Origin of the sequence: Chitinophaga lutea, assembly GCF_003813775.1 — a bacterium.
GTDB lineage: Bacteria > Bacteroidota > Bacteroidia > Chitinophagales > Chitinophagaceae > Chitinophaga > Chitinophaga lutea.
Map to the genome: position 1 here is coordinate 695,548 of NZ_RPDH01000002.1, position 16,570 is coordinate 712,117.

At 52.8% G+C, this 16,570-nt stretch carries 12 protein-coding genes; 5 read left to right on the forward strand and 7 right to left on the reverse strand.

Annotation, left to right across the window (positions count from 1 at the left end; genetic code table 11):
* Positions 1 to 2 precede the first annotated feature (2 nt).
* A complete protein-coding gene (locus EGT74_RS15125; protein WP_123847422.1) occupies positions 3 to 1,286 on the reverse strand; it encodes an AAA family ATPase in 1,284 nt (427 codons plus the stop codon).
* Positions 1,287 to 1,300: 14 nt separating this feature from the next.
* Between EGT74_RS15125 and EGT74_RS15130 the strand changes: the two genes are divergently transcribed.
* Positions 1,301 to 1,552 carry a hypothetical protein gene (locus EGT74_RS15130; protein ID WP_123847423.1) on the forward strand — a complete coding sequence of 84 codons (252 nt, stop codon included), beginning with the start codon at positions 1,301 to 1,303 and terminating at the stop codon, positions 1,550 to 1,552.
* 131 nt (positions 1,553 to 1,683) lie between these two features.
* Here the strand turns inward: EGT74_RS15130 and EGT74_RS15135 are convergent, their stop codons facing one another.
* Positions 1,684 to 4,041 carry an ABC transporter permease gene (locus EGT74_RS15135; RefSeq protein ID WP_158618171.1) on the reverse strand — a complete coding sequence of 786 codons (2,358 nt, stop codon included), beginning with the start codon at positions 4,039 to 4,041 and terminating at the stop codon, positions 1,684 to 1,686.
* A 176-nt stretch (positions 4,042 to 4,217) separates the two neighbouring features.
* On the opposite strand from EGT74_RS15135, the gene proB reads away from it, so the two are divergent.
* Both proB and EGT74_RS15145 read left to right on the forward strand, forming a co-directional pair.
* Positions 4,218 to 5,252: a glutamate 5-kinase gene (gene proB, locus EGT74_RS15140; RefSeq protein WP_123847425.1), complete on the forward strand. Its 1,035-nt coding sequence runs from the start codon at positions 4,218 to 4,220 to the stop codon at positions 5,250 to 5,252.
* A 9-nt stretch (positions 5,253 to 5,261) separates the two neighbouring features.
* Positions 5,262 to 6,509 (forward strand): glutamate-5-semialdehyde dehydrogenase, encoded by a 1,248-nt coding sequence (locus tag EGT74_RS15145; protein ID WP_123847426.1) that lies wholly within the window; start codon positions 5,262 to 5,264, stop codon positions 6,507 to 6,509.
* A 283-nt stretch (positions 6,510 to 6,792) separates the two neighbouring features.
* On the opposite strand, the gene EGT74_RS15150 is transcribed toward EGT74_RS15145, so the two are convergent.
* Positions 6,793 to 6,987 carry a YwbE family protein gene (locus EGT74_RS15150; protein WP_123847427.1) on the reverse strand — a complete coding sequence of 65 codons (195 nt, stop codon included), beginning with the start codon at positions 6,985 to 6,987 and terminating at the stop codon, positions 6,793 to 6,795.
* Between the two features lie 35 nt (positions 6,988 to 7,022).
* Positions 7,023 to 7,736, reverse strand: coding sequence for an EcsC family protein (locus EGT74_RS15155; RefSeq protein ID WP_246008224.1), 714 nt, complete (start codon positions 7,734 to 7,736; stop codon positions 7,023 to 7,025).
* Between the two features lie 234 nt (positions 7,737 to 7,970).
* Between EGT74_RS15155 and EGT74_RS15160 the strand changes: the two genes are divergently transcribed.
* Complete coding sequence (locus EGT74_RS15160) at positions 7,971 to 8,789, forward strand: hypothetical protein (protein WP_123847429.1); 819 nt, start codon at positions 7,971 to 7,973, stop codon at positions 8,787 to 8,789.
* Between the two features lie 710 nt (positions 8,790 to 9,499).
* Here EGT74_RS15160 and EGT74_RS15165 read toward each other — a convergent pair.
* Positions 9,500 to 10,681: an MFS transporter gene (locus EGT74_RS15165; RefSeq protein WP_123847430.1), complete on the reverse strand. Its 1,182-nt coding sequence runs from the start codon at positions 10,679 to 10,681 to the stop codon at positions 9,500 to 9,502.
* Positions 10,682 to 10,754: 73 nt separating this feature from the next.
* A complete protein-coding gene (locus EGT74_RS15170; protein WP_123847431.1) occupies positions 10,755 to 11,033 on the reverse strand; it encodes an ArsR/SmtB family transcription factor in 279 nt (92 codons plus the stop codon).
* 232 nt (positions 11,034 to 11,265) lie between these two features.
* On the opposite strand from EGT74_RS15170, the gene EGT74_RS15175 reads away from it, so the two are divergent.
* Positions 11,266 to 12,123: a LamG-like jellyroll fold domain-containing protein gene (locus EGT74_RS15175; RefSeq protein ID WP_123847432.1), complete on the forward strand. Its 858-nt coding sequence runs from the start codon at positions 11,266 to 11,268 to the stop codon at positions 12,121 to 12,123.
* Positions 12,124 to 13,116: 993 nt separating this feature from the next.
* On the opposite strand, the gene EGT74_RS15180 is transcribed toward EGT74_RS15175, so the two are convergent.
* Positions 13,117 to 16,545, reverse strand: a complete 3,429-nt coding sequence (locus EGT74_RS15180; RefSeq protein WP_123847433.1) for an RHS repeat domain-containing protein — start codon at positions 16,543 to 16,545, stop codon at positions 13,117 to 13,119.
* Between the last annotated feature and the right edge of the window lie 25 nt (positions 16,546 to 16,570).

Genomic DNA, 16,570 nt, shown 5'->3' on the forward strand with positions numbered 1-16,570 from the left:
GATCATTTTTTTGCCTGCCTGGCCTGCAGGATGGCGGCGGCTTCCCTCACGATGTTGCGGGCCCTGATGTCGAGCTCCGATTCGGCATACGGCAGGCTTTCCGCGAATGCGTTGAGGTGGTCCAGCTCCTGCTGCTCGGTGTCGGTCAGTTTTTTTTGCCCGATCAGCTGCCTTCTTCTTTCCAGCTTGTCTTCCACCTCCTGGTTGCGGGCAGGCAGTTCGAACAATTCGCTGGAGAGTATCTGGTCGATGCGCCAGTTGCGCACGTTGTCTGTATTCTGGTCGATCACCACCTCGTTGCCCTGTTTTTTCAGCAGCACGAGGTTGGCGTTATAGGGGGCCGACTGTACGATCAGCGGTGAATGCGCGGTGACGATGAACTGGGTGGCGGGGAATGTTTTGCCGAGGAAGTCGAAAATGCTCCGCTGCCATTTGGGGTGCAGGTGGAGGTCTATTTCATCGATGAGCACGATGGCCGGCTCTTCCAGCGGGTTGGGCGAATCCGGGTAGCGTTCGAACATGCGGAAGGCGAAATCCGCCATCCAGGCCACCATGCAGCGGTATCCCAGGCTCAGCTGGTGCAGCGTCACCCAGCCCGTATGGGTTAAAAATTCAACGCCCGGCAGCAGCTTTTCGAGTGTCGGTTCGGTGAAGCGGATGTCTTCCACATCGGGCAGCAGGCTGATCAGGATCTGCCGCACCTTTTCGCGGCGCACGGCGCTGACGGCCTGTATCTCCGAGGGGCGGCTGGCGGCATAATCGAGCTGCAGCAGCCACTCTTCGGCATTGACCAGCTGTACGTATTCGTTGAACAGGGAATCGGCGTTGCCGGGGATCGTTTCAGAAAGGGCGGCCTGGCCTATCATGCGGCTGGCGCCGTAACCGAAACATCTGATGGTTTTGTAGCAAGGGTCGTCGTGCCAGCTCATGCCCATCTGCACAAAACCTTTCATCAGCATCACGGCATCGTCCTGCACATACGCGTTGTGATTGAACAGGAAGCGGGCGGTCACCAGCGTGGCGGTTTCCCGGAATTTCGACGATACGAAATCTTTCTGCGGCATGCCCACCGGCGAATAGCCGGACTGGTTCTGCAGCTCGTCGGCCGTCATTTCAAAGGCGGCCAGCAATTGCAGCAGCGTGGTTTTACCGGTGCCGTTGTCGCCCAGGATAACGGTCCATTGTTTCCAGTTTCCCTTCCCGTCGCTCAGCCGCAACAGGGAGTTTTTCCCGAAGCAGCACACTTTGTTGATGTGCAGGGAATGGAAATATGCACCGGGCGTCAAATCAAATAAGAATTATGGGTAAAGAAGGGGAAGATATATCAGGGCCATTTGATAGTGGCGCGAAGCGACTCAACGGCGGCAGGGTTGAAAATGCGGTACTTTCTGCCGTTAATCTCCACAGCAACGCCCTTCTTCCGGTTGACCGGTACGAGCGTCCTGTTTTTAACTTTAAAGCTTTTATCAAGTGGCCTGATCGTCATGATAACTCAAAATTAAGGCTTTTCCGGGAAATTTACCAACTCTCCGGGGCCGTGGTAATAAATTAACAACCAGTTAAATATACGTTTTTTCCCGGTAACGGCCATACAATACGGCGATATCCTGCCCGCCAGACCACTTGCAAAAAGGGCCGCCTTCTGCAAGGCGGCCCGGTATAACGATCCATCCGAAAAAATCTTTAGTCTGCCTTCAGGCTTTTGACCGGGTTTTGCCGGGCGGCCTTCAGCACCTGCCCGCTCACCGTTAAAAGCGCCACCAGCATCACCGCCGCGCCCGGCAGCACATAGAGCCACCAGGTCATGCCCACGTGAAAAGCGAACCCGCTGAGCCAGTTCCGCAGCAGGTAACTGCCCAGCGGCAGGCTGATGCAGAAGGCCAGCAGCAGCAAACGCATATATTCGCTCGAGAGCAGCAGGAGGATGTTGGCCACCGACGCGCCGTGCACCTTGCGGATACCGATCTCCCGGCTTTTCTTTTCCGCGAGGAACGATACGAGCCCGAACAGCCCCAGGCACGCGATAAAGAGCGCAAAGGCGCTGAACCAGTTGAAGATCACGCCCATCCTTTTTTCGGATTCATACAGGTTGGCGTAATCGTTGTTCACGAAATGATAGGCGAACGGGTAACCGGGGTTGTATTTGTTCCAGGTGCGTTCTATCAGTTTGAGCGAAGCTTCGGTATCGCCGCCTTTCAGGCGCACGAAATAATAGTTGTCCCAATTGGGATTGATCCGTATCACCAGCGGTTCGATGCGCTGGTGCAGCGATTTGAAATTAAAGTCCTTCAGCACCCCGATAATGGTGCCCTTGTTGTCCCATACGGAAAACTGCTTGCCCACCGGGTCTTTCAGCCCGATCAGTTTCACCGCGGCTTCGTTCAGCATGTAATTGAAACTGTCTGCCGGGTGCTGCACGGAAAAACTGCGCCCTTCCTTCACGGTGAAGCCCATCGTTTCCACGAAATCGAAACCGGTGGTGTAGCAGTAGAGCTGGACGTTGTTGTCTTTCGGCGCACCCTCCCAGCTCATGCCGCCCCAGTTATGCACGGTGTACGTCGGTATGTCCGACGAGGTGGTGACGCCCGCAATGCCCGGGTGCTGCATCAGTTCCTGCCTGAAAGCGTTGGCATGTTTGCTGATGTCTCCCTGGCGCGGCATATAAACGAGCTGGTCTTTCGCGTAACCCAGGTTCTTGTTCATAAAATACCGGAACTGCTGGTACACGACCAGTGTGCCGAGTATCAGTATCACCGTCACCGCGAACTGCACCACCACCAGCGTGCGCCGGAAATAAGCGCCGCCTTTGGCGGGATTGAAGGTGCCCTTCAGCACCCTGATGGGCTGGAAGCTGCTCAGCACCAGTGCGGGGTAACTGCCCGCCAGCAGGCCGATGGCCACCGCCCCGCCGAGGAATGCCAGCAGGATGGGCCATTGCTGGGGCCCCAGTACCAGCTGCTTATCCACCACCCTGTTGAACGAAGGCAGTATCAGGTACAGCGCGCATAAAGCCAGTACATACGCCAGCAACGCGAACAGCACGGATTCCATGAGCAGCTGGCCCACGATGCTGCCGCGGTTGGCGCCGATGGTTTTGCGCAGCCCGATTTCCTTGGCCCGCTTTTCGGATCGGGCGGTAGACAGGTTCATGAAGTTGATGCAGGCGATAAAAACGATCAGGATGCCCACTATCCAGAAAACGCGCACGTATGGCGCCCTTTCCGTGGAGCTGCCGTAAAGGTCTATGTCGAGGGCGGAATGCAGGTGAATGTCTTTCACGGCCTGCAGGAAAAAGATGTCCGCGATGTCGTCGTTCTTTTTGGCGTATTCCCCGATGCGCGCGGAAAGCCCCGCCACATCGGCATTCGGCGCCAGCCTGAAGTAGCCGTAATAAAAATTATTGCCCCAGTCCATTCCCCAGTTTTTGATGTACAGGTTCCGGAAAGGCAACAGGATATTGAATTTGAAGTGGGTATTGGAAGGCAGGTCGGCCAGCACGCCGGTGACCTTGTAAGCCTCCCGCCCGTCGTACAGCAGCGTTTTGCCGACAGGGTCTTCCTTCCCGAAGTATTTTTCCGCGGTAGTTTTGGTCAGCACCACCGAATTGGGCTCGTTCAGCGCCGTGGCCGCATTACCCGCCACCATGGGGAAAGGGAACACGCTGAAAAAGGTGGAATCCACGTAGGTGGCGTTTTCATATAACTTCACTTCTTCGTACGAAAACATATGCTTCGAACCATCCGGCCGCACGCGGGTGAATTCCTCGATACCGCTGAAGTTTTCCTTCAGGTAGGCCGGCATCGGCGCGGGCGAGGCGGAAGATTTGAAGTACGAGCCGTTTTCGAGGTCCTGGTGTTGCACGAGGCGGTACGCCCGGTCGGCCCCGGGAAGGAAATCATCATAGCTGCGCTCGTCCATGATCCAGAGGAAAATCAGCATGGAACAGATCATGCTCAGGGTGAGCCCGGCAATATTCACCAGGGAAAAGACCTTGTTCTTGCGGAGGTTCCTCCAGGCTATTTTCAGGTAGTTCGTCAACATGGCGCGCGATATTTTAAGCTGTTGCATTACAAGAAGGCTGCCATTTCCCGGAACCCGCTACAGGCAAGGGGACCGTAAATCCGGGAAGGCCGCTTTTGTCCGGAAACGGACAGTTCCCGTCCGGAATTGGCCGCCATGCGGAAAATGCAAAGCCAATTTTATATTTTTAGGCCCAAATGAACAAACCCATTCTTGTAATCAAGTTCGGCACGGCGTCTATCACGCAGCCGAACGGGGAGCTGGACGAAAATGTGATCTCGGCCATCGCGGCGCAGGTAGCCGCCGTCCACCACGACTATAACGTAGTGCTCGTTTCGAGCGGGGCCGTAGCCGCCGGCAAAAAACACCTGAAAGCCTACAACGGCACCATCAGCGAGCGCAAGGCCGCCGCCGCCATCGGCAACCCGGTACTGCTCAACCGTTATTCGCATTATTTCGCCCAATACGGCATTCCCATTGCGCAAAGCCTCTGCGAGCGCACCCACTTTTCGAACCGCAACCAGTTCCTCCAGCTGAAAAAAACCTACGAGGAACTCTGGGCTTCCGGCATCATCCCCATCGCCAATGAAAACGACGTGGTGAGCGACCTGGAGCTGAAGTTTTCGGACAACGACGAACTGGCCACTCTCATTGCCGTGGGTTTCGGCGCTTCCCTCCTGCTTTTCAGCACTTCCGTAGCCGGTGTGCTGGATAAAGATGGGAAGATCGTACCGCAGATCGATGTGATCGACGAGGCCGCACTGGGCCTGGCGGATAAAAAGAAATCGTCGCTCGGCCTGGGCGGCATGGTATCGAAGCTCACGTTCGCCCGCCTGGCCACCCGGATGGGCATCAAGGTGGTGATATTCGGGATCAGCACGCCGGACGGTATTCCGCTGGCCGTAGCGGGCAAAACCGGTACCTTGTGCCTGCCGCAGCCCTGCAGCATGCCCGCCCGCAAAAAATGGCTCGCCAGCGGCAGCCTCGTAACCGGCCGCGTGCTTGTGGACGCCGGCGCGCAGCAGGCCCTGCTCAAACGCCACAGCCTCCTGGCAGTTGGCGTTACCGCCGTGCAGGAGAAATTCGAGCGCGGTGAAGTGGTGGAAATTGCAGATGAAAACGGCCAGGTGATCGCCGTAGGCCGCGCCAAAGTATCGTCTGATATGCTCAGCGGGCCCGACCGCGCAAAAAAACTCGAAGTGGCGCACGCCGATGAAATCGTACTGTTATAACTGAAGCACATGGAATCAATCGTACCGCTGCTGGAAGCCGCACAGCTCGCCAGCCGCTCCATAAAAGCCCTCCCGGACGCTGAAAAACAGGCCCTGCTGCATACGCTGGCCGCCAGCCTGGAGGAAAACGCCAATGACATCATCCGGGAAAACAAAAAGGACCTGGACCAGATGCCGGACGCCGATCCCAAAAAAGACCGGCTGCTGCTAAATGCCGACCGTATCCGCGGCCTGGCGGAAAGCCTCCGCGACATTGCCGCCCTCCCCGACCCCGCCAACCAGGTGCTGTCTGAAAAAAAACTCGACAACGGCCTGCTGGTGCGCAAACTCACCGTGCCCCTGGGCGTGGTGGGCGTCATCTACGAATCGCGCCCCAACGTAACGGTGGACGTGGCCGCCCTCTGCCTCCGCTCCGGCAACGCCTGCGTACTGCGCGGCGGCACAGATGCCTTTTACACCAATACGTGCCTGGTGGCGCTCATCAAACAGGCCCTGCTCGGCGCCGGTGTGGACCCCGCGGCCGTGCAGCTGCTGCCGGTAGACCGCGCCCACGTAGGTGAGCTGCTGACGGCGGTGAAGTACATCGACATTCTCATCCCCCGCGGCTCACAGCAGCTGATCGACTATGTACGCGCACAATCGCGGGTGCCGGTGATCGAAACCGGGGCGGGCGTATGCCACACGTATGTGGAACAGACCGCCGATCTCGAAAAAGCCGGGCAGATCGTTACCAACGCCAAAGTGTCCCGCCCGTCCGTCTGCAACGCGCTCGACACCGTGCTGGTGGACCGTGCCGTGGCCGGTAAATTCCTGCCACTGCTGGCCCCCTCGCTGGCGGCTTACAACGTGGAGATATTCGCCGACGGGGAAGCGTACGATATCCTGCAGCAGGCGGCCTACCCGCAGCTGCAAAAGGCCAGCGCCGAAGATTTCGGGCGCGAGTTCCTGGATTTTAAATGTTCCGTGAAAGTAGTAGGCGGATTGGATGAGGCGCTCGAACATATCCGCGTATATTCTTCCAAACATTCCGAAGCCATCGTATCGAACAACGCCGTGGCCAGCGAACGTTTCCTCAACGAAGTGGATGCCGCGGCCGTATATGTGAATGCCTCCACCCGTTTCACCGACGGCGGCGTGTTCGGCCTCGGTGCGGAAATCGGCATCTCCACGCAAAAACTGCATGCGCGCGGCCCCTTTGCGCTGGAAAAACTGGTGACGGAGAAATGGGTGGTGTATGGAGACGGGCAGGTGCGGTAGGATGCAGGCTTTGAATAAGAATACCACAGGCTGACAGACATGATCAGATGCGCTTCGATGAAAAGATACTTCAGGTTAACGAAGACGGCAGATATGGTGGCATGCATGTTTTGAATAAAAAAGTCTCAGGTTGACTGAGACGACCAAATTCGGTAGCATGGTACTCCGATGAAAAGACACCTCTGGTTAACGGGGACGAACAGATGCGGTACATGATACTCCGATGAAGATGCCCTTCCGGCTAAAATAATACAAACGCCTTCCGCATGGAGGGCGTTTTTCATTACCCTTCGATCTGCGCCACGCGGCCGATCTGGCCGTCTTCCAGCCTTACTTTGATGCCGCGTGAGTGATACGGCGCCGAGGTGAGAATATCTTTCACAACGCCGTAGGTAAGTTTCCCGCTGCGCTGGTCTTTTTTGAGAATGATGGCCACTTCGAGGCCCGGGTAAATATCGCTTCTGGTTCTGCCGTTCATGCTGTACGTTTTCTACGGCCGCAAAATTACGTTTTTCAGTCCAGAATCCGCATGCGGTAGGCGTTCATGGCCGTATCGCCCAGTCGCGTCACGAGGCGGTAGTTCACCACCAGCCCGACGGCCGCGCCCACGATGGGCAGCAACTGGCCGATCTTGGCGAGGTCGATATGGTCGCGGTACTCGATCTGGAAGCTCTGCCAGTCGAACGCATGGATATCGTCCGGCAGCAGTTTGCTCTTTTCTTCCCAGCCGTCGATCTGTTCGAACACCTTGCGCCGGTGCTGCTGGCTGCTGAAGGCCAGCTGGAAAATATGGAGGATGTAAATGCGCTCTTTGTAATCTTTCACATCGAAGCCGTAATAGGTGGCGATATCGAACAGGAGCTTCAGTTTCATGCCCAGCAGGATGGGAAAATCCGCGAGGCCCAGGAGAATCCCGCCCGCGCCTGTGATGCCGCCTTCCGCCGCCGCCGTTTTACGGTAAAAATCGATGCGCCGGAGCACCGCTTCCTCCAGGTCGAAAAGGGAAGCGAATTCAGGCTTTTTCGGCACCGTGTATTGCGAGCCGTACAGCACGCCCCGCACCATCTGTTTGATCGTAGCCGTTACGGCACTGTGCACTTTATCCGGGATGATGCGGTTGATGCGGCCCTGCACGGCTTTGGAGAGCCGGTCGGTGATCGACGGGCGCTTCTGCATTTTGTATCGCCATATTTCCAGTTCCGCGCGCATGCGCTGCTCGTGCATCATGATGTGAAATATACACTAACTATGCCATAGTTCCCGGGTTTACAAAAAACGCTATCCTCCTTCATTTTTAGAAAACATTCAAAAAAGCGACTGTGCCCCTTCGTCATCCGCTAACCCGGATCGAAGTGACATTCGACAATCTTCAAATCCCGCCCTGCCGGTATGCGCAATTGTCTAATCCCTCTCGCGGAACTGGTATTGAATTTGAGTTAACTTCCGGAAAACGTCATTATTATGGCAACACAAACAGGTATTATCAATTTCACGGGGCGGCTGGGCAACGTTATCGGCTACCGGGTGGGCGACAAATACCACCTGCGTTCCATGCCGGAACAGGTGCGCCAGAGCCCCCGCAGTAAAATCAGCGGCCGCCAGTTCGGGAAGGCCAGCAGACTGGGCGCGGCGATGCGGCATGCCCTGCAGGGCCTGATGGACTCCGGCCGCGAAAGCGCCACGGTGAACCAGCTGAACAAAACCCTGCTGGCCGTATTGCGGGCGGACGATCTCCATCGCACCAAACGCTTCATCCCCCGGCATTTCCAGACGCTGAAAGGTTTCAGTTTCAACCCGCATGCCTCGCTGGAGAACCTGCTCCCGGTTACGCCCGACGTTACACGCAGGGCCGACGGTTCCATCGAAGTGACCGTTCCCCCCATGGACAGGGTGAAAGGCAACCCGAGGGCCACACACGTGTGTATCAAAGCGGTGGCGGTATCCGTAGGCAAACATTTCACATCCGCCACCGGCGCGCAATCGGAACCGGTATTGCTGCCGGTACGCAAGCCGTCGGAAGCCTTCACCCTCGTGGTACCCGCGGCGCCTGACGCCCTCTGCTGCGTGATGCTGGAGGTGACCTCCCTGGTGATGGAAAACGGGCGCATCCACCTGCTGCAGAACAGGAAGTACACCGCTGCCGAAGTGATCGCCGTATTGCCGCCTCTCGCAACGCCGCACGCTGGGCATCATACCCGGCATTCTGAAAGCATGCGGCGTGATGAGGCGTTGGTGCCTTACGTGCCTGGCCTGATCATTCATTCGCCGCAACGGGAATAGACAGCGCATCCATCGTCGTTACAGCATGCCGGCTATCCCCCTCCGCCACCCCTGCCGGTCATCCCGCTATGTCCACCGGTATCAAAAATGCGCCTGACCACCTCTGTTTTGCTGTTACAGCCTCACTTCCCCGCTAAAAATCTCGTTCACCGACGCCTCATTTTACCGCCACCGCGCCGATAAACCGGGCCGCCCTCAATTTAACGTCATCTCCAGCCCCTTTCCACACCATCTCCGCAGCAAGTCCACCTAACCCGTATTATTCCCCCGTTGTTCCCTGTGTGTTCCTTTAGTGTTCCTTCGGGGTTCCCTGTATGAAACACCTGGAAACATCCACGCACGGCACACATCCGCCGCGGTGTGGCTTGTTTGTTCCTGCCGGCTTGCTTGAAGATTCCCTTTGTTGAACACCTGCCGACATTCCCGCGCGGAACATATCTTCCTTGGTGTGGCTTGTTTATTCCTGTTGGCATCCTTGCGGCTTCCCTCTGTGAGCGCCCTGCTGACATTCACGCATGGAACATATTTTCCTCGATATGGCATGTCTGTTCCTGCTGGCTTTCTTGCGGCTTCCCTCTGCGGAACGCCCGCCGGCATCCCCGCGGATTGTACCCGATCAACCCCTTTGGATAAATACCGGATGTTCACAGTCGCCCTTCTCGTTTCTTTTATCAGTGGCCGCCTCGCTTTTGATGACCGGGGATTGGCCATCATTCCGCCATCACCAGGGGCTCTATTTTCTCCCCTGCAGTTGCTTCCACCGGCTCTTTCTTCTCCAGTGACACAAAGCTGATCGCCCATGTTACCGCAAGCAATGCTATACTCATCCAAACCACATGGTGCACACCGTAGCGGGCTATTACAAAGCCGCCCAATGTAGCGCCCAGCGATATGCCGATGTTATAGCTGGAAGTCAGAAGACTGTTTACAAATTCCAGTGCGCTGTGCGGAACGGAACCGGTGGTACGGATATTGGGCACCAGGAAACCACCGGTGTGTATCAGTCCCCATAGTGACAGCACAATGATCATCGGAACAAAAATGGCCCCGAAGAAATACGCCAGCAGCTGTACGCCGATCAGCAGGACAAAGAAAAACCTGGAGGAAAGCATTACATTTCTGCTCAGTGCAATGCCCGCAATCCAGTTACCCAAAATACCCATGCCGCCGAACAACAGCAGCATGATGCTGATCTGGGCGCCGTTCATGCGGGTGATGTTTTCAAGAAAAGCCGCCAGGTACCCGTAGCTGGAGAACATGGCCGCCAGCGTGAGGATGGTTGAAACGAGATTGAGCCACAATTGCGGGTTCTTCAGCACGTAGGAATGGTTCTGCGATGCGCCCCCCTTTTCGGCAGGCAGGGAGGGAACGAAGAAAAACAATCCCAGGAAGGCAATCAGACTGATGGCGCTCGACAGGAAAAACGAGGCCTGCCAGTTCCCGAAGAAATCCGCCGCGTAGGTGGTAATGGGAACTCCCAGTACCGTAGCGATGCTGAGCCCCGTCATGACCGTAGACACCGCCTTTGCGCCCCCTTCCTTGAACGCTATCGCCAGCGAGATGTTCCAGAACAGGGGATGCAGGAATGCGGGCAGCACCCGTGCGATCATCAGCATTGTAAAGTTGGGCGAAAAAGCAGACAGCAGATTGGACAGTACAAATACGCCCAACACCAGGCACATCAGCAGCTTACGGTTGATGCGGGCCGTGAAGGCGGTGATGAAGGGCGAGGATACCGCCACCGTTAATGCGAACGCACTCAGCAGCCACCCTGCGGTATCAACGGAAACATTAAACTCATTTGCCAGCACGGGCAGAATACCGATAACGCCGAATTCGGTTGTGATAATGCCGAATGCTCCGAAAGCCAATGCGTAAATCCAAGTTTTCATCGTTCAATAGATTTGAATATTTAAATGTATCAATTATTTAGAGCCGGAATCGGCCGGCCATCCGGTGTGGTGCTTAGTCCATCAAAGTTTCGAGGAACTTGAGATAATCGTTCAGGACCTTCTCATTCAAGGTGTATTTGGTTTCCCGTCCTTCTTTTTCCGAAATCAGGAGATCGGCGTCCACCAGCTGTTTCAGGTGGTGCGAAACGGAAGGCTGCGTAAGGTTGTTCAGCATTTCAGTTACTTCCGAGCAGTACAGACAGTCTTTGCGCTTCTTGAATTTCCGCAGGATGTTAATCCTGTTCGTATCGCTCAGCGCTTTTGATATTTTTTCAATTTTCCTGTTATCCATGTGATGGCATTATAACGGGAACAAAGGTAGGGAAATACATCGAAACATGTAAATGTTTTTATTTTTCGATGTTTTTTCCTGGGAGGGTGCTTTGGTTTGCTGCATGAGCGGAGCAATTTTAGCAGGAGGCTTCGGAACAGCCCCGGATTCCTTACTCCTCCCAGGCCCCTCGGGCGTTTGAAAATACGCCCCAATATGTTTAAGTTTAAGGATATCAAACCACCCGCTTCATATGCTCAGAATAACAGGATTGGCGGTATTGCTCCTGGCATCCACCTATAGCCTTGCCGGAACGCCGGGAACAGACACTACCGTTGCGCCGCTCGTTGACCTCGATGCAGACCGGCTGATAACGGCCGACGATGCGGGGCGCGTGGAGAAATGGGGCAACAGTGCGCCCTTTGCCCCCGTGCGGGAATTTATAAAGCAGGACAAAGGCCGGAAAGAAAAAGGAGCCGGCAGGCCGCTGCTGGTAAAAAACGTGGCCGCCCTGAACGGCCATCACACCATCGTATTCCACAAGCAGGAACTGGTGGCCCACCACGAGGATGCGTTCGACCACCTTATCAGGGGCAGCGGCTACACCTGGCTGTGCGTCATCAAACCCGGCCGGCAATACGGCGAGCTGAAAGACGTGCATTCCTTTTTCGGGAACCTGAAAAACGGCGGGCATTATGAAGGCCTCTGGGCGGGCCTGTCGGACGACAACGCGTTCTGGGCGGGCAGCCGGAACGGCCGCACCTTCGGGCGTTGGGATGAGAATAATCCCTATATCGTGACTGCCCAAAGGCTGGATACCGGCCGGTACTACCTGCTGGCCGGAAGGATGGACGCCGGAACCGATACGGTCGCCATTCGCCTCTATATCGGCGGCATGCTCACGCCGGCAGCCACCGGGAAATTCCCCGTCAATCCCGGCTCCGATGCGTCCAGGATGGCCATCGGGCAGGAACGGGACGCCATCGAACATCCAGGCGTGGAATCGTTCACAGGGGAAATCGCGAGGTTTATTTTGTTTGACAGGGCACTGTCCGATAAAGCGCTGGGGGAACTGCAAAGGAAATTGATCAAGCGATACCGGCTCCGGTAACCAGCATCGTCAGCCCGTCTTTCTCAATTCCCTATAAGCTAATGTAATGCAGGTGATAGATGCTCAATGAGCATTTCGCGCCATTTGTGCAGATCATTAACCCGGCAACGGCATTTCCAGCCTCGTCCTGTCATGTCCTTAAATTACACCGTCAACATGCTTTGACATCGTAACAAAACTAATCCCCAATCGCATCTACAGCCATCTTCTCAAGAACAACCTTTTCTAAAAAGGCCATAAATTCTTTCACTGACTTATTCGGTTCAATTCTATTTGAATATACACACTCATTCAACAAGTCAAGCAGCATTGTCGCGTTATTATCCGTTAATTTAGTATCCCCAACAAGTCCAGGCTTAGGCCGGTCTTCCTTTCCAAAAGGTCGACAGCAGGTTCAATAAGCTCATAAGTGGCTGTAGATAAGTGAAACAAAGAACCTTCTTTCGTTCTTGATCTATAAAAATGAATACCCATAATATCAGGTTAATCTTTTAACAGGAATGCATACTCCACTAATTCCTTGCAGAATCTACATTCAATCTCGTTGCAAACGGTAGGCCGCTTTACAAATCACTCGATCAGCTTTCCATCGCAAGTATACTGAAATGCAATTTTAAAAGAATCCACCCTGATCAATATAACCTCAGTTTTCCCCGAGTCCTTAACAAGGCGATCCCCAATCATTGCACTGTCATACAGGTCATAGTACCCAATTTCCATAAATGTGTCCGATCGATTTGCCGCGCTAACTCCGGCAAGATTGATATACCGCCCTTCAGATCTAAATTTTTCCGTTATTATGAAATCACAATGCTTATGGCGAAAAATAGTATCGCCATATTCTCTACAACTTATCGCGCATCCTCCTAAGAGGAGAGAAAATAAACTAAGAAACCGGCAGGCCATGGTTGACTTTTCAATGCAATTCAAGCTTTACTAAAAACCCTGTAATAGTGAAATTACTTTTCGTTCTTATAGCTTCACAACGCAGGATCAAGGCAAACAGTTCCCCGGCTGACCAGCATAGTTGTAACAGATCTTTTTCAGAATCATATTATTCTGATCCCGCACCAGTATCAACCTCCCAAAGCTGTCATACTCATAGTAGGTAGTGCGGTTATTGGCATCCGACTGACTCGTCATTCCAAGCAATGGAGAATAAGTATAGGTAGTTACACTTACATGCTGATTGCCGCTAAACCAGGTGCGTATCTTATTTAACTCATCCCGGATTTGCTGGTCGTTGTACTGGCCGTTCGCATTATCCAAAATACTTTGATTAATAATACCGGACACTGTTGTATAATCACTTCCGATAACTTTAGCAACAGGATATACTCCATTATACCCCCATAAATATACCTCCTTGGGATGATTGACTTTCTGCATTTCAGTAACGTTACCATTCGCATCATAGCTATTAAATAGTGCGCTGGGCTGATAACGTGTATCTGCGGCAAAGACGGAAGCATTCAGCGATGTGGGCAATTGACCGGAAGGCGCATTCGAAAACTTAAAGGACGAAAGGGGGATGGCGGTATTGGTCTCCAGCAGGCTAACTGACTGGATCTTGCCTCCACCTGTAGGATAATAATTGGTTAAAGTACCCCCTGTTATGGAAACACTTCCTGCCGGCTGTACTTTTAATTTTACCGTTTCAATTGGCACTGAAACGATATTCCTGTTCACCAGATTGTCAATAGCGGCATTCCCTGCGGCATACTCCTTCGGGTATGTATACTGTTCCTTTGACAGGGAGCCATCGCTTTTCGCAAAGGTTTTGCTGACTGGCAAGAGACTTTTGACACTGTTCTCTATTGTGGTGGTGGTTTTTATACTGGCACTACCATTATAAAGCGTTTCTTCGGTCTGCTCCAGGAAGATGGTTCCGGAGTAATGACTGTATTGTATCACAGTAAGATCATGTAAACCATTGCTAAGGTTCCTGGTTTGAACATTCACTTGTATGCCGTTACTGGCCGGTGCCAACGTCTTGTTGTAAACGTTCACTATTTTCCGAACGGGCGTGTAAGCCAGGTTTTTATATTCATAATCCTGCCGCTGCACTAAAAATCCCCGCAGCCAGTCCCGGCGATCCGCCGGCGGATTAGCCGCATCGTAATAAGTAAACCCGGAAGCCTCTCCCGTATTCCGGAAAAGCAAATCCGGCGATTCATTGGGCCCCGTGAATGAATATTCAGTTTTCCCCAGGGGCTCTCCCGAAGCGGAAACAGCCTGTTCTTCAACAAACTGATACCCGACATATGAATTATGTGTAGTACTCAATGAGTTCACAGAATTAAACGACACGCCAATATACTTACAAGGGTTACCCAAATTATTGTTGTCCTTGACATCGAATTCATACTTATAAACAGGTGCAGATAACAATTGACCCGAACTGCCATCCAGCACGTATTTATATGTTTTGTATAATGTCTGTTGGGATACCGGATCATATTGTTTCTCCTTTTTCACCCTGATCCCACCCACTTTAGGCGGTTGGCCTTGTGTTCCTTCCTCCGATGTAATTTCGTACAGGCCTGTTATCGTAGCAGTATGTTGCTTCTGCTGATCCGGATTCTGAGGGCTATTCAATAAAGCATAAGACGGACAATGATAGAGCCGGTAAACTCCTGCCGGGAGGTTCACGTTATAGGTCCCATCACTATACCCTCTCCATAATACACTATTACTGACAACATTCTCAATATAGAAATTCAAGCCACTGGAAGGGTAATAAGGAATATCCGCAAGCTGCACCTGCGCCGTACTTGTGCTATTCGTAGCGACAGAAAACTCTACATAGTAGTTCCGTACCGTATTTCCATTACCATCTGGTCTCATTACGTAATTATACTGGTCATACCAGCCATCTACATTATAATTATAATGGCTGATTCCGACTGAATGGATTGCCGGGCTCTTAGTAACCTTACGGGGAATAAAAGGACTCGGGCCGGCATCGTTTGATTCAAATTCATATTCGGTAGATCCTCCGGTAGAATGGTTGATCTTATAAAGACTTCCTTCTTTCGCATATTGAAAATCGACATTCTTCCCGCCAATATATACTTCCGGGCTCGGGCTTCCCATCTGGCTGGGATTGATTAACACATACGGTGCTTCAGACAGAGGCTCATCTGCTTTGTTGGCAAATCCCCAGTGGTCTGCAAATTCAGATGCCCTGTTGGGCAGTCCTATAGAAGTGTGGTAGTCAAAGCTCTGGCCATTATTTAACGCAACTCCGTTCGCATCCTGTTCTGTACATTTCATTAACATCAACCTCCGGTTAAAGGAAGGAGACGGCGTGAGTGTTGAAGCAACGAAAAAATTATTCTCACCTGCAGGATTAATACTCGTATAATCCATCAGACTGTTGCCAACCAGGTATTTATAGTCCAGCTTGAACTGCTTCTTAATATGCCCCTGCTTGTTCTCAATTATTATCTTATCCAGCGCATGATCGCCAACGAAATCAGCCCGCCCCATCGCCGTTGGGACAAATCTTATTTTACCGTCCGGAAACTCAATTGATGTCAGCCTCTTTGTGTTAATAAATTGTCGTTGAATGGAGGTATTAGCTGGATAATCACAAGTACCACTCAATCTAATATTGAATGTTTTACCCGGTGCAAGATCGTAGGACAAGTCGACAGTTGCATAATTAAACACTATCTTTTCTCCTGTAGGTGCTTCCATTTCCGTAAGATACCAGCTGTTAATGTTGCGGCTGGAAAAGCCACCGGCAGAACCGCCAATATTCCTGGAAGATGCTCCTGTCTTCTCGTAATCTTTAAACCGGTAAATGATGCCCTTATCATCCACGATCTCCCATTCTGAAATACAATAAGCATTGCCGGATGGTTCCGAAAACTGATAGCCGGCAATGCTCCCCTTGGTGATCTTGTAGTTCTTTTTAGGAATTAACTGTGGCGTCCCGGTTTTATCGAACACAAACCGGCCTGAACCGCCAGGCATGTTAAAGAAAAACAGATCCTGCTGGGAATCAATTCCACCATCTGCCATAGCTACATAGGCCGGCTGATTCTCATTCGTCATTGGAGGTACATTGTATTCTATATAACCAAATGTTGGCGTTTCATCCGGCAATCCCAGCACAGACCTTGTCACAACGCCGCCGGCATTCAAATTCCACCCCAATCCACACCAGGATGCCATATCGGCGACCTTTACGCCGCCAGACGTGTAACTGAGCGAGATGGGCAATTGCAATGCCCCGGCATTTACCGTCCACACAGGAATGGATATTTGCGGGGTACCGGTATAGAGACCCATCGATATTTCGGTATTGTATGCCAGGTTAACTGCATTAGGGGCTGGAGGGATAATTGGCTTCTCCTGGCCGAACGAGAAATTAGCAGAAATGAGTGCTAAACAGGTAAGTACTTTTCTCAACATAACTAACTATTATCGAGTATTTTTT